General features: G+C 59.4%; 20 protein-coding genes. 8 read left to right on the forward strand and 12 right to left on the reverse strand.

What is annotated here, in order from left to right; translation table 11 throughout:
• Positions 1 to 69: 69 nt before the first annotated feature.
• A complete protein-coding gene (locus AC13QE_RS04055; RefSeq protein WP_488482681.1) occupies positions 70 to 1290 on the reverse strand; it encodes an ROK family transcriptional regulator in 1221 nt (406 codons plus the stop codon).
• Between the two features lie 276 nt (positions 1291 to 1566).
• On the opposite strand from AC13QE_RS04055, the gene AC13QE_RS04060 reads away from it, so the two are divergent.
• Complete coding sequence (locus AC13QE_RS04060) at positions 1567 to 1815, forward strand: hypothetical protein (protein ID WP_112603861.1); 249 nt, start codon at positions 1567 to 1569, stop codon at positions 1813 to 1815.
• Positions 1816 to 1965: 150 nt separating this feature from the next.
• Here AC13QE_RS04060 and AC13QE_RS04065 read toward each other — a convergent pair whose 3' ends face one another.
• Positions 1966 to 2598, reverse strand: coding sequence for a lysozyme inhibitor LprI family protein (locus AC13QE_RS04065; RefSeq protein WP_488482682.1), 633 nt, complete (start codon positions 2596 to 2598; stop codon positions 1966 to 1968).
• Positions 2599 to 2747: 149 nt separating this feature from the next.
• On the opposite strand from AC13QE_RS04065, the gene AC13QE_RS04070 reads away from it, so the two are divergent.
• Positions 2748 to 3272, forward strand: a complete 525-nt coding sequence (locus AC13QE_RS04070) for a hypothetical protein (protein ID WP_488482683.1) — start codon at positions 2748 to 2750, stop codon at positions 3270 to 3272.
• A gap of 81 nt (positions 3273 to 3353) precedes the next feature.
• Here AC13QE_RS04070 and AC13QE_RS04075 read toward each other — a convergent pair whose 3' ends face one another.
• Positions 3354 to 4622: an FAD-dependent monooxygenase gene (locus AC13QE_RS04075; protein ID WP_488482684.1), complete on the reverse strand. Its 1269-nt coding sequence runs from the start codon at positions 4620 to 4622 to the stop codon at positions 3354 to 3356.
• A gap of 39 nt (positions 4623 to 4661) precedes the next feature.
• Here AC13QE_RS04075 and AC13QE_RS04080 point away from each other — a divergent pair, with 39 nt between their 5' ends.
• The 3 genes from AC13QE_RS04080 to AC13QE_RS04090 all read left to right on the forward strand — a co-directional run bounded on the left by AC13QE_RS04080 (position 4662) and on the right by AC13QE_RS04090 (position 7981).
• Positions 4662 to 5144: a MarR family winged helix-turn-helix transcriptional regulator gene (locus tag AC13QE_RS04080; RefSeq protein WP_488482685.1), complete on the forward strand. Its 483-nt coding sequence runs from the start codon at positions 4662 to 4664 to the stop codon at positions 5142 to 5144.
• A gap of 129 nt (positions 5145 to 5273) precedes the next feature.
• A complete protein-coding gene (locus AC13QE_RS04085) occupies positions 5274 to 6857 on the forward strand; it encodes a diguanylate cyclase domain-containing protein (RefSeq protein WP_488482686.1) in 1584 nt (527 codons plus the stop codon).
• 161 nt (positions 6858 to 7018) lie between these two features.
• Complete coding sequence (locus AC13QE_RS04090; RefSeq protein WP_488482687.1) at positions 7019 to 7981, forward strand: S1C family serine protease; 963 nt, start codon at positions 7019 to 7021, stop codon at positions 7979 to 7981.
• Positions 7982 to 8038: 57 nt separating this feature from the next.
• Here the strand turns inward: AC13QE_RS04090 and AC13QE_RS04095 are convergent, their stop codons facing one another.
• The 6 genes from AC13QE_RS04095 to ltnD form a co-directional block, all read right to left on the reverse strand.
• Positions 8039 to 8815 carry an SDR family oxidoreductase gene (locus AC13QE_RS04095; protein WP_488482688.1) on the reverse strand — a complete coding sequence of 259 codons (777 nt, stop codon included), beginning with the start codon at positions 8813 to 8815 and terminating at the stop codon, positions 8039 to 8041.
• The gene (denD, locus tag AC13QE_RS04100) at positions 8812 to 9798 is read right to left on the reverse strand and encodes a D-erythronate dehydrogenase (protein ID WP_488482689.1); all 987 of its coding nucleotides are present in this window, start codon (positions 9796 to 9798) and stop codon (positions 8812 to 8814) included. The genes AC13QE_RS04095 and denD overlap by 4 nt, the downstream gene beginning before the upstream one ends.
• A gap of 201 nt (positions 9799 to 9999) precedes the next feature.
• Positions 10000 to 10764, reverse strand: coding sequence for a hydroxypyruvate isomerase family protein (locus AC13QE_RS04105; RefSeq protein WP_488482690.1), 765 nt, complete (start codon positions 10762 to 10764; stop codon positions 10000 to 10002).
• 2 nt (positions 10765 to 10766) lie between these two features.
• Positions 10767 to 11417 (reverse strand): 3-oxo-tetronate 4-phosphate decarboxylase, encoded by a 651-nt coding sequence (gene otnC / locus AC13QE_RS04110; protein ID WP_015342868.1) that lies wholly within the window; start codon positions 11415 to 11417, stop codon positions 10767 to 10769.
• Positions 11414 to 12688 carry a 3-oxo-tetronate kinase gene (gene otnK / locus AC13QE_RS04115; protein WP_488482691.1) on the reverse strand — a complete coding sequence of 425 codons (1275 nt, stop codon included), beginning with the start codon at positions 12686 to 12688 and terminating at the stop codon, positions 11414 to 11416. Before otnK ends, otnC begins: the two co-directional genes overlap by 4 nt.
• A gap of 3 nt (positions 12689 to 12691) precedes the next feature.
• Complete coding sequence (gene ltnD, locus AC13QE_RS04120; RefSeq protein WP_488482692.1) at positions 12692 to 13600, reverse strand: L-threonate dehydrogenase; 909 nt, start codon at positions 13598 to 13600, stop codon at positions 12692 to 12694.
• A gap of 168 nt (positions 13601 to 13768) precedes the next feature.
• Here ltnD and AC13QE_RS04125 point away from each other — a divergent pair, with 168 nt between their 5' ends.
• From AC13QE_RS04125 to AC13QE_RS04135, 3 genes are all read left to right on the forward strand, one after another.
• Positions 13769 to 14767, forward strand: coding sequence for a LacI family DNA-binding transcriptional regulator (locus AC13QE_RS04125; RefSeq protein ID WP_488482693.1), 999 nt, complete (start codon positions 13769 to 13771; stop codon positions 14765 to 14767).
• Between the two features lie 118 nt (positions 14768 to 14885).
• The gene (locus AC13QE_RS04130; protein ID WP_488482694.1) at positions 14886 to 15311 is read left to right on the forward strand and encodes a hypothetical protein; all 426 of its coding nucleotides are present in this window, start codon (positions 14886 to 14888) and stop codon (positions 15309 to 15311) included.
• Positions 15312 to 15468: 157 nt separating this feature from the next.
• Positions 15469 to 15858, forward strand: a complete 390-nt coding sequence (locus tag AC13QE_RS04135) for a hypothetical protein (protein WP_488482695.1) — start codon at positions 15469 to 15471, stop codon at positions 15856 to 15858.
• Positions 15859 to 16000: 142 nt separating this feature from the next.
• On the opposite strand, the gene AC13QE_RS04140 is transcribed toward AC13QE_RS04135, so the two are convergent.
• The 3 genes from AC13QE_RS04140 to AC13QE_RS04150 form a co-directional block, all read right to left on the reverse strand.
• Positions 16001 to 16444, reverse strand: coding sequence for a VOC family protein (locus AC13QE_RS04140; protein ID WP_488482696.1), 444 nt, complete (start codon positions 16442 to 16444; stop codon positions 16001 to 16003).
• Positions 16445 to 16632: 188 nt separating this feature from the next.
• Complete coding sequence (locus AC13QE_RS04145; protein ID WP_112422300.1) at positions 16633 to 16854, reverse strand: hypothetical protein; 222 nt, start codon at positions 16852 to 16854, stop codon at positions 16633 to 16635.
• Positions 16855 to 17131: 277 nt separating this feature from the next.
• Entirely contained in the window at positions 17132 to 18235 is a 1104-nt protein-coding gene (locus AC13QE_RS04150) for a helix-turn-helix domain-containing protein (protein ID WP_132718666.1), read from the reverse strand.
• Between the last annotated feature and the right edge of the window lie 452 nt (positions 18236 to 18687).

Here is an 18687-nt window from a genome sequence, read left to right on the forward strand (position 1 = left end):
GGCCCTCAGGCGTGACCCAGCCGGGTCGCGCCTGAGCAAGGTTGCCAGAACGCAGGTCGAGCCGTTTGCCTAGCCCATGACGGCGCGGTGCGTCAGCGGCTTCTGAAGCACATCGAATTGAGGGTTGGTTTCCGAGAAAATGGGCAAGGCCGCCGCGCCGAGGATGGCTGTATCCTTGCCGGTGGCGCCGATCATCAAACGGGGAATGGTGCGCGTTTCCATCGGATTCACTGGAGTGTATAGCGGTTCCACGCGCTCGGCCAGTCCGATCATGAGGGATGTGGGAGCGCTGCCGCCAAGCACGATCGTCTGCGGATCGAAGGCCAGTTCGAGAAAATCGATCGTCTGTCGAAGCGGCTGCACCGCCTGTTCCAACCAGACCTCCAGGCCGCGGCTGTTGGCCGCAATCATCGCATCCAGTTCATCCGGGTCCAGCTCCTGCGCGTCCTCGATCTCCAGACATTCGTAGGCGACGGATGGCGAGACATAGCGGTCGAGACAGCCGCGTTTACCGCAGGTGCAAAGCCTGCCATGCGGCTCGACGATGATGTGGCCGATTTCGCCGGCATTGGCACGGCTGCCCTTGTAGAGGTGGCCGTCGAGGAACATGCCGGCGCCGATGCCGCCGTCACCCGCCAGAAAGAGATAAACGAAGCTTCCGAGGCCGCGGGCAACACCATGGAGCCGCTCGCCGATCGCCGCCGCTGTGGCATCGTTTTCGACAAGCACAGGCAGGCCGATCAGGCGTTCGAGTTCACGGGCCACGGGAAAATCCTGCCAGCCCGGCAGGTTCAGTGGGCTCAGCGAGGTGACGCCGCCATCGGCGTAGCGCCCGGGCAGGGCAATACCGATGCCCAGCAACCGGGCGCGATCGAAGGAAAAGGCTTCCTGCAGATCCCTGACGATCTCGGCAAAGACCGGCATCGCCTCGGTCGGTCCTGGCCTGTCGACATGGCGGTCAATGCGGGCGCAAACCGTGCCGGAAAGATCCGTGAGTACCCCGGCCGCACGCTGGCGGCCGAGTTCGAGGCCGATTGAGTAGGCTCCCATGGGATTGATGGTGTATGGGATGATGGGCTGGCCGCGGGCGATCCTCTGCGCCTCCATTGGGATGAGGAGGTGCGAACGCGCGAGTTCCTCCACGATATTCGAAACCGTCTGTGTGGTCAGTGCTGTCATGCGCGCAATCGCTGCGCGCGACATCGGCCCGTTGGTGCGAATGGCTTCGATCACGACACGCCGATTATGCGATTTGGCCTGTTCGAGATTCGTGCCTGAAATTGTCTTCATGTGAGGACCGGAGATGACTTTATTTTATGTTGTTGCTTGCCACGCTTGCCATGGCGTGGAGGAGGGGCCGCATGCCGCTTCTGCGTCTATATGGAGTTTCTATGCTTTTGCCGATGCGTTCAAGCGGCGATCAGCTGAGGTCGCGCCGTTTGAACGGGAGTGCATGGCGTTTTTTCTCTTCCATAGATCATCTGCGCGTCTCTTTACTGCGGCTGACATTGCGTTAGTTGTCTGGTTACCTCGGCCTTTTGCCGCGGTAAGCCCCGGAGGAATTCGATGATCAGACTGCTCGGAATCGCCATTATCTCGACCTGCATTGCCGGTGGTGCGATGGCGGCGGATGCGACATGCAAGGCCCAGGCCGCCGACAAGAAGCTGGCAGGCGCCGCTTTGACCAGTTTCACCAAGAAATGCGAGAAGGATGCCGCAGCCGCCTGCGATACTCAGGCAGCATCGAAGAAGCTTGCCGGCGCCGCAAAGACCAGCTTCGTCAAGAAGTGCACGTCCGACGCCGCCGGCAGCTGATCGCTCAATTTTTTGTCTTGTCTCAAGAGGCTTCGGCCGCCGTTGGCGGCCGGGTCAAAAAGCGCCTCGCTACCGACGTCGATCCGGCGATCAGTAATTCCGGTCTTGCGAGCTATGCTTCACCCAGCAGGCAACGGAGTTCGGACCATATTATTCCTTGCGGTAGGTACCTTGCAGGGTCACGCCATCGGCAAAATCACACACACCCGCCTGTGATACGCGCCAGGTCCTTGCGTTGAGACGGTCCAGGCCGATCTTGCACGTTTCTCTGGTGAGTTCAGCGTGCTCCTTCGTCAGCGGGACGACACCGTCGATACCATCGGCATTGACATCGCCGGCGTCGGCGCCGCCCGGACCAACATAGGTCGAAGCGAGCGAGACCGCGAGAAGACCATCGACCGGCCCGAAGATTGCAAGATGGCCCTCATTGCCGTCGGCACTCTTCGACTGAAAATCCGTCGAGGCACTTCGTCCGCCCTTGGTCCTCTGGAGAGACGCAATCCGGTCGTCATAGGCCTGCCGGATGCATTCAGCGTCGCTGCAGGACTGTACCGTCGCAATCCAATGTCGTTGCTGTTCCTGGATTTTGCCCGCATCGTCGTGCTTCAGCGCAGCAGCATAGAGATCGCTCACAATCGCATCCCGGGCCAGCAGCGATTTGTCCCGACAAATCACGTGGTCGACTGTCGAACCAGGTTTTGCGCAATCGATCCCTGCGGCTTCGGCGTTCATGGCAAATAAGCCGATGATGACTACCGCCGAGGCGAAACTTGCAATCTTCATGGGTACCTCCATCCTCCGACACCGAAGCTAATTATCGCTGCTGGCGGTTTCGTAAAGGTCATCCCGGCAGACGGCCAAACTCGACAAATGTCGCACCAGTGTTTGAAGATCGTCGATAGTCTCCTAGTTTGGACAATCGGAGTGGATTGATGTCGATGGGAGGTCGCGTGGAAGGCGAAACGCAATTGTCCGGCAGGATCACGTTCCTGATTGTCGGTTCGGTGTTTCTTGCCATTGCCATAGCGATGGGAGCCTTGGCGCTTCACCTTTATCGGACCTACGCAAACGCGACCGCCATGGCAGCATGCACGGTTTTCTCCTGGGGCTTCGGGAGCATGCTCATATCGATGGCACTCGTGCTTCTGACTTCGAGAAAGAAGGTTAGGGGCAGGCTCGCCACCAGACGCGGCAAGGTGACGGTCAGGCTCGGCAATAGGTCCCCAGGCTCCCATAGTCACGTGACCGGCGATGGTGTCGAAGCCGAAGGCGAGGCGGGGGTGCCCATCACAAGCGTAATCCCCTCTCTCTTCCTGATCGCTTCCTCGATCGGCTTGGCACTTCTCGGCCTCTTCCTGTTCGGCCGGCACCGACTGGATCTTATTGGATCGGGAATGTTCATTGCATTCGTAATCTATATTGCAAATTGGAGCAGGCTGGCTTGGCCGCGGAGATAGCTTTCTTGTGTCGGCGGGGGCGTGGAAACTTCGCCGGCTATTCCCGCCTTCCTAGATCGGTTTCAGCAGATCGATCGAATGTCAGGCGGCATTCTTGCGACCGCTTTCGAACGAGGGATTTGCCTCCAGCGGATCGAGATCGACCCGATATGCGAACAATCTACGGCTAGCTCTGACGGTCAACGGAATAAGCAGAGGCAGAAGCAAATCTCGCAGAAACAGGCTAAGCCGACTGTTTTTTCGTTTCCTGGAAGCATTTTGCCGGGTGAGCTTCACCACGCGGGCAATGCGTGGGCGCCGCAGGGCCTCATAGCGGGCAAAGGCTGCGCCGTAGTCGAGCGTCGCCGCCAGACAGGATGACAGGACCACGGCATCCTCTATGGCCATAGAGGCGCCTTGGCCGGCATGGGGGCCGATGGCATGCGCGGCGTCGCCGAGCAAGACGACACGCCCCCTCGACCAGACCGGAAGCTGCGGCATATCGAAAATTGGATAGCTACGCTCGATCTGGCCGACCGCTTGAAGGATCGATCTGTTGGGTTCGGGATCGTCGGCATGCATCTCGCGAACATGAGCGGCGAGTGCTGCCGGTTCCAATGCGCGCACGGCGTCCGGCGTATCGGCGGGGAAGGAATCGAACCAATATACTGGATGGGATGCCGTTTTGATGCAGCCGAAGAAGGCTTTCTCTCCGAACGTCATTCGCATGACGCCATTTGTATCCGGTATCTCGGCATCGACGATGCCGCCTGTGCCGATCAGGCCGGTAAATTGCGGCAGGGGATAATTCGGAAATATTTGCGTGCGGACGAAGGATCGTAGTCCGTCGGCGGCGACGAGCAGGTCGACGGCAAGGCCTGCCCCTTCGGAGAAATTAAGCGTTACGGCATGCGCATGATTGTCGACCTTGGTCACGCGCCGGCCAAATTGTATGGTGATGCCTTCGGCTTGGCACTTTTCGATCAGGATGCCTGCGAGAACGCCGCGCCTGATGGTGACGGCGGGTGTGCCGAATGCCGCCAAATGGTCGCTCTGGTCGACGAGCGCAAGCCTTTTGCCGCGAGCATTGCAGAGTTCGATGGCGCGAGTTTCCAAACCCTGGCGCAATACTTTTTCGTAGCAGTCCACCGCACGCAGCCCGTTCATGCCGTTGGACGCGAGCGTCAGAAACTCTCCTTCGGACAAGGTGGCTTCCTTGGAGCGCGCTTCGAACAGTATCGGGCAAAAGCCAAGTCTTGCCAGCCGGAGCGCGAGCACAAGCCCGCCTATGCCGGCGCCGCATATGCCGATGGTCGCCTCGGGGTTTGTCGCTCGATTCATGGTTGCGGCAGGATCGTCAATGGGGCACATTGGTTCTTCCTTCTAATAGTTTGATAAATGAATTATTCGATGATCGAACAAAAGTCAAATGAAGATGAGCGTCATCTCGTGGAAGCCATCAGCCTCGCCTGCATGCGCTGGCAGGAGGCGACCGAGAGCTTCGACGAAACCTTTGGCAAGCTGCATGGGCTCAATAGCGCCGAGCGGCGATGCCTCAGCGTGATCATGCGCGCGCCACAGCCTGCAAACGCCGTCGCCAAGGCTATCGGCCTTGCGCCGCCATCGGTTACTGCCTTGATCGATCGCCTTTCGGCCCGCGACCTTCTCCACCGCGTTCCCGATCCGAACGACCGACGTCGTGTGCTGGTGGCGCCGTCCGAGAAGGCGATTAGGCTGGGACGCGAAGCCTATGGCCCAATCGAGCAGGCCGGCGCGCAGATGCTTAAACAGTTTTCCGAGGCGGAAAAGCAGGTGATCTTGCGCTTCGTCACGCAAGCCATCGAGATGCAGGAGCGAGAGCTCGAGCGGTTGTTACAGCAGGACAAGAGCTGAATTCCATCGCCGGAGGACGATGCTCCGATTTTAGGAGCACGGTACGTCTTGTCATGATCTACGACATTTCTTTACTATCCGATGTTATAATAGGGCTTGGGGATAAATTTGAAGGCCCGCTGGGAGAAGATGCTGGACGCGGAAATCGTCGCATTCCTGGAAGCGTGTCCGATGGCGGCACTTGTGCTCGACGCCGTCGGCACGATCGTCTTCGCCAATGCGGGAGCCCTGGAGCTCTTTATTCTTTCGGATGCACCTCACGACCTATCCGTCTCGGATTTGATACCGGACTGGCCGCTGATGGGCGATGCCTCGCAGCCATTGCTCGTGACAGGCGCCGGCCATCGACGGGATTGCCGGGTCAACGTCATGACTTGGCCCTCGGCTTCAGGAAGGTTGACTGCGGTTCTTATCGAACCAGGGAGCGAAGACCGCCATGCCGCGGTGGCGGCGAGAGAGGCCAATCTGCGCCTTCGATATGTGATCGAGATGCTGCCGGAAGCGGTCTGCGTCTTCGATGCGAGTGATCGCTACGTTTTGTGGAACGAGAAATATGCGGAACTCTATCCGGATATCGCCGATCACCTCAAACCGGGCATCGCTTTCGAAGATATTCTGAAGATCAGCCTTGCCAGCGGCCGCATGCCGGAGGTCGTCGAAGACAAGGATATGTGGCTGAAGCAGCGCATGCGAAAGTTTCGCCAGCCGGTTTCACAGGAGGAGCAGCAGCTCCAGGATGGGCGATGGCTTCGGCATGATGATCGGCGCACGCCCGATGGCGGGGCCATCGGAATGCGGATAGACATTAGTGAGCTGAAACAGCGCGAAGAGCGGTTGCGGCAGCTTTTCGATGCCAATCCGATGCCGATGCTCCTATGCGATGGCAGCAATCTGCAGATCCTTCAGGTAAATCGTGCAGCTATCGACTTCTATGGCTTTTCAAAAGCGACGCTGCTCTCGCGGAGGGCGTGCGACATGCATGCCGAGAGCGAGGCGGATCGCTTTGCAGATGGGCTTCTCGAACTCGAAGGCGATTGCGAGGCCAGAACCGTCTGGCGACAAAGAGTCGCCGACGGGACGGAGCGCCACGTGCTTGTTTACGTTCGATTGCTCCACGAAGGCCTGGAACGCCGTCTCCTGCTGACCATTGCCGATGTCAGCGATCGCATTCTCGCGGAGGCCGAAGCCAATCGCCTGGCACGGCACGACATGCTTACCGGATTGCCGAACCGGATGTGCTTCTACAAGGCCCTCGATGACGCCTTGAAGGTAAATAATGGAAGGAACGTCGCCGTTTTCTGCCTTGATCTCGATGGATTCAAGCCGGTCAACGACACTTTCGGGCATGCTGCCGGCGACGAGGTTCTCAAGATGGTGGCCGAGCGGCTGCGTGGCGCGGCCAGAGGCCACATGGTTGCGCGCTTGGGCGGCGATGAGTTTGCCATCCTGATGACCGGGGAGGTGGGCGATGTCGCCGATGTGGCGAAGGGTTGCATTGCTGCCTTCAAATCCTCCTTTCGCATTGAGGGCACCACCGTCGATATCGGTATCAGCATCGGCGTTTCGGCGGCGCCGGAGAATGGCGAGAACGGAGAAGTTCTGATTCAGGAAGCAGACCGTGCCCTCTACCGAGCCAAAGCCAACGGCCGGAACACATGGCGGATGGCGAGCAGTGACCAACGCCAACAGACTGTTTCAGCACGCGTGAGATAAGAGGCGGTTCAAAAACGCACGGGCATATGTGGCTCTTGAACTTGGGTTGATCTCTCCTCATTTCAGTAGTCACTGTTTCAATCTGTCGAACCGACAGCCTCCTGCTTTTCAACAGTTGCTGCCGTTCCTCTATGAGACGCGTCCGCGTCGGAGGAGTTTTCATGGGCTTTATTGATCGCGACATCCAGCCGTCATCCGATGCCGGGCTGCTGGATGCCTATTCACAGTCGGTATCGAGTGCCGTCGATCTCGTCGGGCCGGCCGTTAGCCGGATCGAGCGTTTGGGCGGCCGTGCCGGACATGGCTCGGGCTTTGCCATTTCGCCTGATGGCCTCGTCGTCACCAACAATCATGTCGTCGACGATGCCAAGGCGGTACGCATCAAGACCCCGGAAGGGGCGACCGTTGAGGGCAGGGTGCTCGGGCGCGATCCGGATACCGACCTTGCGCTCATTCGCGCCAACGACTGGCCGGGCAATTGGGCACGACTTGGCGATTCCAAATCGCTGAAGCGTGGTCATATCGCGATCGCCATCGGCAATCCCCTCGGCTTCGAATGGACCGTCACCGCCGGCATCGTCTCGGCGCTGGGCCGCTCCATGCGTGCGGCCAGCGGACGTTTGATGGAAGACATCATCCAGACGGATGCCGCCCTCAATCCCGGCAATTCCGGCGGCCCGCTGGTCTCGTCGGCGGGTGAGGTCATCGGCGTCAATACCGCTGTTATCCAGGGCGCTCAGAGCATCGCGTTTTCGGTCGCCTCCAACACGGCGAAGCACGTCGTGTCCGAAATCCTGCGTTTCGGCCATGTCCGGCGCGCCTATATCGGCATCGCCGCTGATACGGTCGAGTTGCATCGGCGCATCGCGCTTGAGGCCGGCGTCACACATTCGACGGCGGTGCGTTTACGTCGTGTCGAGAAGGATAGTCCGGCCGAAAAGGGCGGGCTACAGGAGGGTGACTACCTGCTTGCCATCGACGGTCATGCGGTATCAGGGATAGACGATGTCGTCCGGCTGCTTGATGGCGACAAGATCGGCATGGAGATCGAGGTCTTGATCTTCAGCGTTGCCGGCCTGATCGAGCGAAGGCAGATCAAGCCTTCGGCACGACCTGCCATCTAACGAATGGCGCTAATCCTTGAGACGGCAGCATTGCACTCGCGGTGCCGCCGTTCTCTCTTATCCTCTACCGACGAGCGGCATCTTCGTTGCCATGACGGTCATGGAAAGAACGTTGGCGTCGAGCGGCAGGGTTGCCATATAGACGACGGCGCGGGCGACATGCTCTGCCGAGATCGTCGGCTCCGTTGCGGTCTCGCCATTCGCCTGCAGCACGCCCGCGCTCATCCTCGCCGTCATGTCGGTGGCGGCATTGCCGATATCGATCTGGCCACAGGCGATATCGAAGGGACGCCCATCAAGGGCTGTCGATTTCGTCAGGCCTGTGATGGCGTGTTTCGTGGCCGTATAGGGTGCGGAATGGGGCCGCGGCGTCGTTGCGGAGATCGAGCCGTTGTTGATGATGCGGCCGCCTTGCGGCACCTGGCCTTTCATAAGGCGGAAGGCCTGCTGCGTGCACAGGAACGCTCCCGTCAGGTTCGCACCGACAATCGCATTCCATTGCTCGAAGCTCAGCTCCTCCATCGGCACGGCCGGCAGGCCCATGCCCGCATTGTTGACCAGAAGATCGAGGCGGCCATAGTGACTGGAGATCGCATCGAAAAGGCTGCGAACCGATACGGGGTCACTGACATTGGCGGCAACCGCAAGAAATTCCGCTCCGGTCTCCTCCGAAAGCTCACGGGCAGCTTTTTCGAGAACGTCAGCCCTGCGTCCTGAGATGACGACCTTGAAGCCTGCCGAGCCGAGCGCCTTGGCGATGGCGCGGCCGATGCCTGTACCGCCGCCGGTCACCAATGCGATCGCATTTTTTACATCCGATGATGCCTGCGTCATGCGACCCTCCCGCCCAGTTCGTCTTCGATATGCGCCTGCAGGATCTCGTCGAAGCTCTGTTCCGCCTTGAAGCCGAGATCGGTCGCACGCTTGGCGTCGAACTGTGTCGCCCAACCGGAAACGATGCGCTCGATCACCGGATCCGGCTCGCGGCGGATGAGCGCAACCGCCTTGTCGCCGCCGACACGCCGGAGCGCATCGATCTCATCAGAAACAAGCGCCGAAAGTCCCGGCATGGTGAGATTGCGACGCGGCCCGACCTTCACCGTATCGAGCGTTGCGGCGTGCACGAAGAAGCCGACGGCAGAGCGGGGACTTGCAAACCAGTGCCGCACCGTATCGCTGACGGGCAGGACAGCCTCCTTGCCGACCAGCGGTTCACGCAAGATGTTGGAAAAGAAGCCGGAGGCTGCCTTGTTGGGAGTGCCGGGACGCACGCAGATGGTTGGCAGTCGGATGCCTATGCCATCGAAAATGCCTCGGCGCGAATAATCAGCAAGCAGGAGTTCCGTGATTGCCTTCTGCGTGCCGTAGCTCGTCAGCGGCGCAGTCAGGAATTCGTCACCGATGACATCGGGGAAGGGGGTGCCGAACACGGCGATGGAAGAGGCGAAGATGACGCGCGGGGTATAGGCCGATTTCAGGCCTTGCTGGCGAATGGCTTCGAAGAGTGCCCGCGAGCCATCGAGATTGACGGCGTATCCTTTGTCGAAATCGGCCTCGGCTTCGCCGGAGACGATGGCGGCGAGATGGAAGATCATGTCCGGTCGATCTTCGATGAGCTTTTCCGCAACACCAGGGCTCGCAAGATCGATCGTCAGGGCTTTTGATATGGATTGAAGCGCTTCCGGCACCGGCGGCTGGAAGGCATCGACCAGCGTCAAACGATCAATAGCCTTGCCGAGAATCTTCGGCTCGTCGGCGATGCGGTTGACGAGCTTGCGGCCGACCATGCCCGCAGCCCCCAGGATCAAAACATGCATATTGGATTTTCCTCCCAATAGAGCAATTCCAGGAAAAGTGCGTAGAGCTTTTCCGTCCGGAATTGCGAGAAAACAAACAGACGGAGCGGCTCAAGGATTCAATGAAAAGCTGAACCACTCCAAGCTGATATTACTCTTCGGGACCGATCCCGAGCGAATGTCTTTGATGGCTATCCGGCATCGAGGATGCCAATCACCCTTTCATTTGTATGCTTGCAGCCAGGCGAGCCCGGCCTCTGTTGTGGTTGCCGGCCGATATTCCGCGCCAATCGGGCTGTCATAGCCAAGCTTCTCCAGGAACTGCAGAATATGACGGTAGTCGATCTCCCCGTGATCCGGTTCCCGCCGATCCGGAACGGCGGCGATTTGGATGTGGCCGATTGCCGCCATATGATCCTGCAGCCTGTGCGTCAGGTCGCCCTGCATGATCTGGAGGTGATAGCAGTCGAACATCAGCTTGAGGTTGGCGGCATCGACCGCGGCAATGATGTCGAGTGCCTGATCAGCAGTCTGGAGGAAGTAGCCTGGCGCATCGCGATAGTTGAGCGGCTCGATCAGGATCGTCGTCCCAGTCTTGCCGGCGCGTTCGCAGGCATAACGCAGATTGGCGATGAAAGTGCCCCGTGCCACGTCGCCGGCGGACTTGCCCGCCATCACATGCACGTTTCGCGCGCCGATGGCGGCTGCATAATCGATGGCCTGATCGATGAGACGACGGGCTTCATCCTCGCGGCCCGGAATGGCGGCAAGTCCATTGTCGCCAGCCGCGATATTGCCGCGGGCGGTGTTGAGGCCGAGCATGGAAAGACCAGTCTCCTCCAATGCCTGACGCACGGCTTCAGCGGGCGTGTCATAGGGGTAATGGCATTCCACCGCATCGAAGCCGGCGCGCTTGGCGGCGCGGATGGCGTCGGGAAGGGAAAGCTCCTGCCACAGGAAACCCAGATTGGCCGAAAAGCGCGTCATGTTCAGTCCCATTCCACATCATAGGTGCGGATGAGATCGGCGATCTGCGCTTCCGTCAACAGCGAAGGATTGGCTCCGCGTGTCAACATGGCAAGCTTTGCCGTCTCCTCCAGTTCCTCTATCGCATAGACAGCCGCTTCCAGATCTTTCGCAGAAACAACAGGTCCATGTGCCGCCAGCATGACGGCGCTGCGCTTGCCGGCAAGGCCGCGAATGGCATCGCCCATCGCTGGGTCGCCCGGCATGAAATAGGGCAGGAGTTTTACTTTGCCGAGCTTCATGATCGAATAGGCCGTCAACGGCGGCAGCATGTTGTCGGCATCGACGCCGGGCAGGATCGAGAGGGCCACCGAATGGCTCGAATGGAGATGAACGACGGCGCCCGTCTTCTTCGGCCGTGTCTCATAGAAGGCGGCATGCAGCGGCATTTCCTTGGTCGGCTTGTCGCCGCCGATCAGACGCCCTTTGTCGTCGAATAGCGAGAGGCGTGCCGGATCGAGGCGTCCGAAGGAGCTGCCCGTCGGCGTCACCAAAAGTCTGCCGTCGCTGAGGCGTGCCGAAATATTGCCCGAAGAGCCGGCGGTCAGCCCGCGGTCGTAGAGCGACTTGGCCATCATGCATATCTGTTCGCGCAAGTTCGCTTCTTCGCTCATGCCGTCTCCAATCGGTCGAAAGCGTCCGTAAAGAAGGTTTCTTCGCCGAAATTGCCAGATTTTAGAGCTAGAGCGACTGTTTCACCCCCAAGGGTCGTGAAAGTCCAAGGCACGCCGGGCGCGATTTCCGGCCCGATAGTCAGATGCGCCGCGGCGAGCGCCTGCGTGATTGCGCCGGACGTCTCTCCGCCTGCAACGACGAAGCGGCGCGTGCCGCAATCGAAGGCCGTGCGGGCGATCTCGGAAAGAGCGTCCTCGACCACCTGGCCTGCCTTGTCCCGCCCCAAACGCTCTTGCGCCTGCCGCACTTCATTAGGCTCGGCGGTGGCGTAGATGAGCTTCGGCGCGTCGGAGGATTGTTGGCGCAGCCATTCCAGCGCGGTACCGGGGCCTTCCTCTGCAAGCGCGGTCGGATCGAGCCGCAGGCTGGCGACCTTGCCGGCGTAATTGGCAACCTGCTTCCGCGTCATGGCGGAGCAGCTGCCGGATAGGACGATCGAACCGCCGGTGATGTTTGGCAGTGCCTGTCGATGTTCGGAAAGGCTGACGAGACCTTGCTCCATGTAAAATTGCGGAAGCTGGCCGGCGATCGCGCTGCCGCCCGTCACCAGCGGCATGTCGAAAGATGCTGCTGCGATCGTTCGAAGATCGTCGTCGGATACAGCATCGACGATTACATGCCGAATGCCGTCGTTGCCGAGTTGCGCCAACTTTGCTCTCAGCGATTCCGCACCCTTCGAGACGATATTATGGTTGGCAAGGCCGACAGCGCCATTCACCTGCGGCGTCAGAAGCCGTACAAGGTTTGAATCGCGCATCGGCGTCAGCGGATGGTCCTTCATCGGACTCTCCGACAAAAGCTGCTCGCCGACGAAAAGATGACCCATGAAGATGCTGCGCCCATTTTCCGGAAAGGCTGGGCAATAGATCGTCTGGGTCGCGCCGGTCTCCGCCATCAGCATATCCGCGACCGGACCGATATTGCCTTCGGCCGTGCTGTCGAATGTCGAGCAATATTTCCAGAAGAAGCGGCTAGCACCGGCTTCCTCCAGCCATGCCAGCGCCTGATGTGCCTGATTAACGGCGGTATCGACGGGCGATGTCCGGCATTTGAGGGCGATGACTTCGAAGGCGGCCGTCTCGTTCGGGTGGCGTCTGTCTTGCGGAATGCCGATCCGCAGTGAAACGGGCAGTCCGCTGCGCGCCAGCAGCGCGGCAAGATCGGTCGCTCCTGTAAAGTCATCCGCGATGCAGCCAAGTAGGAGTGTCATGGCCTAGCCCTTTACGCCCGGCAGGCTCGCACCGCTTTTAGCCGCCAGGATTTTTGCAACGGCTGCGTCATCCTCCAGGCCCAGGCCCGCCTCCGATGCTTCGACGAAGAGGTTGAGCGCGGCGGCGGCGAGCGGAGTGACGGCACCGGCTTTGCCGGCCTCCGATGTGACGATGCCGAGATCCTTGACGAAGATGTTGACTGCCGAGCGCGGCGTATAATCGCCCGATACGATGTGTTCGCCGCGGTTTTCGAACATCCAGGAGGAGCCGGCGGACACACAGATCACGTCATAGAGCGTCTTCAGATCGATGCCCGCCTTGGCGGCGAGCGTCATCGCCTCGGCCGTTGCGGCAATATGCACGCCGGCAAGCAACTGGTTGATCATCTTGACTTGGGAACCGGCGCCGGGGCGATCCCCGAGACGGAATACCTTGGCGGAGATGGCGTCGAGCACTGCGGATGCCTTATCGAAAGCCTCGGGCATGCCGGATGCCATGACGGTAATCTCACCCGAAAGCGCACGGACATGGCCGCCGGAGACGGGAGCGTCGATGACGAGCATGCCAGCTGCCTCCAGTCTTTCGGCAATGGCGATCGTGGCGCTCGGGGCCATGGTAGTGCAGAGCAGGAATACGGTCGAGGGCCGTGCGGTTTGCAGGGCGCCGTCCTGGCCGAAAAACACGTCTTCGACCTGCTTGCTGTTGACGACATAGACGAGGATCACGTCGGCATCTTCCGCCGCTGACGCCGGCGTCGTGCAGCGCGTACCGCCGTTCTCAGCAAAACGGGCGAGAACCTCACTGCGAACATCGCAGCCGCGCACGGCAAAGCCCGCTTTCAGAAGAGAGAGAGCTGCGCCCCAGCCCATGGACCCCAGGCCGATAATGGCTGCCTTCTCCGTGTTCTGCACAGTGCTACCTCTGCTATTTTTAGCTATGTTACCGATACCGGTATCGGTAACATAGCTTTATTTTCCCAGGAATTGTCAATAGGCTGATGTTTGCCTTTTCGCGGAAACATTCTATGAAGAAGAGCGGCATTGTGCCAGCCGCCATGGGTCATCGAGGGTTGCTTGGGGATGCGCAAACCCACTCTGGAGGAAGTCGCGATCGAGGCGGGCGTCAGCAAGATGACGGCATCGCGCGCCTTGCGTGGCGTAGCCGACGTCTCCAGCGAAACGCGTGACAGGGTGATCGAAGCGGCAACGCGGATGAATTACGTCGGCAACAGGCTGGCGCTTTCCTTGTCCTCGCAACGCACAAACCTGGTCGCTGTCGTCGTTCCCAGCATGTCGAACATCGTCTTTCCAGAAGTACTTGCCGGTATTTCCGCCGGGCTCGATGGTTCCGGCATGCAAGCCGTGTTCGGCATATCCGACTACGACATGGCAAAAGAGCGCGAGATCATCCGCGACATGCTCTCCTGGCAGCCCTGCGCCATCATCGTCACCGGGCTCGATCAACCGGAGGAGACGGTGGAGTTGCTCCGCCACGCCAATATTCCGGTCATCCAGCTCATGGATCTCGACGGCACGCCGATCGATTTCAATGTCGGATTGTCTCATGGTGCTGCGGGAGAGGATATGGCCGAAGCGTTGATTGCGGCCGGGCGAAGACGGTTCGGTTATGTCGGCAGTGCCCTGGCTCGAGATCTGCGCGCGGGCAAGCGAAAGGCCGGCTTCGAGCGCGTCCTGCATGCGCATGGCCTTGGGTTTGCCGGGCAGCGGACCGATGACGTCTTTTCTTCGATCGCGCTCGGAAAGCAGCTCACGACATCGTTGCTTGCGGCGGTGCCAGACCTCGATTGCATCTATTATTCCAATGACGATATGGCGAGCGGCGGCTTGTTTGCCTGCATGGAACTGGGGGTTGCGGTTCCTGATAAAATGCTGATTGCCGGCTTCAACGGGCTGGATCTGGTCAATTCCTTGCCCGCGCCGATCGCAACCTCGCGCTCGCCCCGGCGCGCTATCGGTGAGGCTGCGGCCCAATTGGTGCGTCAAGCAGTTGGGATAGGTCGGGAACCGATGCGGAAAACAATTGTGTTCAAGCCGACGATCGTGGGAATTGACGGTTAAGGTTTAGGTCAAGACGGCATCGTCTTTTGGAGAATGCAGGGGCAGGAGCAGCGCAAGAGAAAGTTGTCATTTCGGATGCGCGGCACTAATCTGTGCAGCATTGAAGGGTTGGCAATTCATGCATGACGATTCGATCCTGCCGATAGAGTTCGCCGTTTCGCTTGGCTTATTATGCAATATTGGCGCTCCGCTTCTAGCCTTTTGGATGGCGGGAAAATTGCCTCGTTTGCGCCTGTGGATTCATAGCGCCGCTTTCCTCGCGATCCTGGCTTCGCCGCTGACGGCAATGATGCTTGGGTTGCCGGATCTGCTCCCCGAAGAGGATGATAACCCCAGCGCTCGTTTTGCCTTTCTGCCGCTGATCGTCGAAACGGCCATCATTGTGTTGCTCTATTGCCTGGCAGGGGCGATGCTTCTTTCCCAATCCGTTCATTCGGCAATCACCGACTGGCATAGGGATGCGCGGCTTTCGCAAGTGGCTTCGCGTCCACGCCGCGATGGCACATCATCCTCTTTCGCATCCAAAGGTTCCAAGTCACAATAGATGTTGTCCAGCCGAACGCCGGATCGGCGCCGATCCGAAGCTCGCGCGACCATGTGACAGGGCGCGCGATCTGGTTCTGGCTGTGTTCAGGCAGAGTTCATGCGAATCGGCGTATCTCTATTTTCATCCGCAAGACAGGAAATTGGGGGTAAGGAAAATGCTTGAAGGTTTGGTACGGATCTCGCGTGTCGCCGTGGTCGGATTGGTCGCGTTGCAGCTGATGACCTCTGCGGCATCGGCTCAGTATTACGGCGGCGACGACGGTTATGCGCCGCCGCCCTGGCAGCGCGATCAAGGTCGCGACTGGAGAGGGCCGCCGCGCGATCGTGGTTGGGATCGCGACAGAGGCTGGGACCGTGATAGAGGTTGGGACCGCGATCGGGGCTGCGACAGACGTGACCTGATGCGCGCTGCGCGCGCGGAAGGCTTTCGCCGCATCGATTCGGTTGATAGCAACGGGCGCCGAATTGTCGTCCGCGGCTGGAATGACGGCGGCCCCGACCGCATGGTTTTCGCCAATCGGCGCGGCTGCCCGGTTATCGACTGACGCTCAAAGTCAGCATGTGAGCGGAGCCGAGCTTGGATCGGCCTCCGCTTGCTTCGCGGCAGGGCATGCTTTCAACGGGCTGAAGTTGACGCATGTGCCGCTGAGGCGATCATCTTTCCGATGATCTTGCTTCACTCGGGCGTCAGGCTGCGGCGGCTCGTGGTTTTGCGGCAATGATATCGCCGTCACGTTCCGGTTGCGCTTTGGCTGATGTTCCAATATCGGCAGCTGGTGACTTGACTTGGAATTGCCAATATATGCCCCAGGGATCTGTCACTCCGCCGCGATCATCCGGGCGACCCTTCCCCAGCGCATAACGCAAATGGTTCGCCTCGTCTTCCGTCGTGCACTCGACGGTGACCGAAGAATTATGCTCCAGGTGGGCGAATGGCCCAGCCTCGAATCCCATGTAGGAACGGTTTCCGAGTTTGAAGCCCGCAAACTTTACGCTGCCGGCCGGTCCATTCGGTTGATCGGTCAATATGTTCGAGATCCATCCGGCGGCCGAGCCAGGGATAAGCGCCGTATAGAATTCTATCGCTCTTTCCATATCCCGGCGAAACCAAAGATGCTGCCTGATCTTCATCGTAGCGCTTTCATCAAATCCTGGATGGATGGCGATTGGCATAAAGGAGCTACGCCTGCCTTTCGCCGAATAAAAAATCATGCCGCCGATGACCCGCTTCTTATGGAACGGTGCCGCCGGCGGCATGCTGAAGAGTTGCTTCTACCGTTCGTGCTCACCCCTGCGGAGCGCGGACGGAGGCCGCAACACTATTTCTCCGCAACTCTACCGGCGAGAGCCATCACGTAGTCGTCGGCAATATCGGCCAAGGTCAAAGCGACCTCAGGCTCATTCCAGCCGGCGGCGACCACCGTTTGGACGAAATCGCGAAAGGCCAGTTCGAGGACCTCTTCGCGCTCGACTGCGCGGTATGAGTCATTGACGGGATGCTGGGGCTTGCTGATTTCTATTGTTTGGCGAGTAGATACCATTGCTGTTTTCCCTATGGCTTGCCCCGATGGACGCAGGGTACATTCACCAAACATTGGGGCTTTGGTGTCTGAGCGACTATTCCCTTTCGTTTTTAATGAGTTACCTGTCGCGTGTCGTTAGCCATGCATCCGGAAACTTGCAGCAGCGTCCATTTTCGCAATTGCTGAAGTGCGGTGTTTCGGCTTGTGCATGGATGAGTGCGCGACAGGACGCCGCGCAATAGAGCCTTTCGGCTGCGTTTTTCAGGAGATCTCGAGGTCCGCTATGCGGACTTATCTAGTGATAATAACCGAGGGTTTTCAGCCATTCGTCGAAAGAGTGGCTGTTGCCGGCAGGCGTCGGCGACATGATCTGTCCGACATAGCGTGGGATGGTAAGGTTTCTGGCTTCGCGAGGGCTATAGCCGAATTCCTTGCCGAATGCCCGGCTGAAATGCGCCGCCGAGGAGAAACCTACGGCAAAGGCGATGTCGACGATCTGCTCGCGATTGGCGGGATCGCTGAGAGCCGCATGCGCTGACAGGAGACGGCGGCGCTGAATATAGTGATGCACGCCGCCGTATTGTTCAAATATCTGATAGAGCCTGGTGCGGGATACGCCAAGCTCGCGGCATATGCGTTCGGCGGTCAAATCGCCCGAGATCAGGTTGGCTTCGACGAACCGCCGCACCCGTTCCGTCAGGGCGAGGGCGCTATGCTGTTCTGTGCCGGTCGATTGAGCCGCTGAGGTCGAAATGGCAGCCACGATCATGTTGCGCACCGTCTGTACGACATGGGGTAGATCAGTGGCTGCAAGACGCGCGAGATTGTGTTCGACGCTATCGAGAAATTCGATCAGCATGTTGGTGAAGACGCCGGAGAGGGCAATATTGTTCTCGATTTCTACCGGTGCAGGAACGTCGAGCAACAACGCCCTCGGCAGAAAGAGCGAGAGAACCTTCGCCTCGGTCGAGCGCCCTCGAAAAGGGTGTCCTAGCGAACGCAATTCCACCTTGCCCGGCTCGCCGTCCAGAACATGGCCATCGACTTCCGTCCACGTCCGACCGCTGGACAATACGGAAATGTGCCAGTGATCGACGTGATTGGCTTTCACTTTCGCCTGCGAACGCATGTAACTGTGAGGCGGCGCATCCTGCTGAACGACAAGCATGCCGCCCAGATTCCATGCTGTATGGTCTGCCGGAAAGCCGGCTTCCGGAGAGGCATTATCCGGCAGCCGGACGTCGGCCAAGGGAGCGACATAGGTCTGCCAAGCGGCAAATTGATCGCCTGGCTCCATACCACGTGTCGAAAATTTCAACGGCTGCAAGGCTGGCGGCGGCAGGGCGCCCTCCGTCGCTGCCTTCTCCGGCCGCGGAAAGCGCCGCCGTTCGGACTGCATGGATTTCCTGTCGCCACGCCATGACTCGTCCTGCGCCTCGTCTGATGCGGATTGGGATCGGTCTTCGCGTCGCAAATCAGACAATCAAGTCTCTCCGAATGCCGTCGGGCGGAAGATAAGCATTGCTGTCAACTCTCCATCCGCCATACCGATAGTTCCTGCTGCCTGCTTCCATCGGATAAGCCCGAAACTTGCTATGAATTGCTCTTTTCAGCGAGCCGATACGCGGCGATCCTGGCCTTATCCCGGGTTTTTTCACCTCAATACGGGTTTCATTTGCTGCGCCTTTTCGAAAAGGCAAGTCTCGCGGGTTGGCAAATCAATATTCCCGTTTCACTTGTCCCAATATATGGCACCAGTTCGCATCGATCTGTGCAGATGCGTTTGCTGGCCGGCGCGACAGAGGGTCGGCGTCTCCATTTCAGGAGCTTGAAGCGAAAGCGCAAATCGCT

The organism is Martinezella sp. CNPSo 3957, from assembly GCF_057784395.1.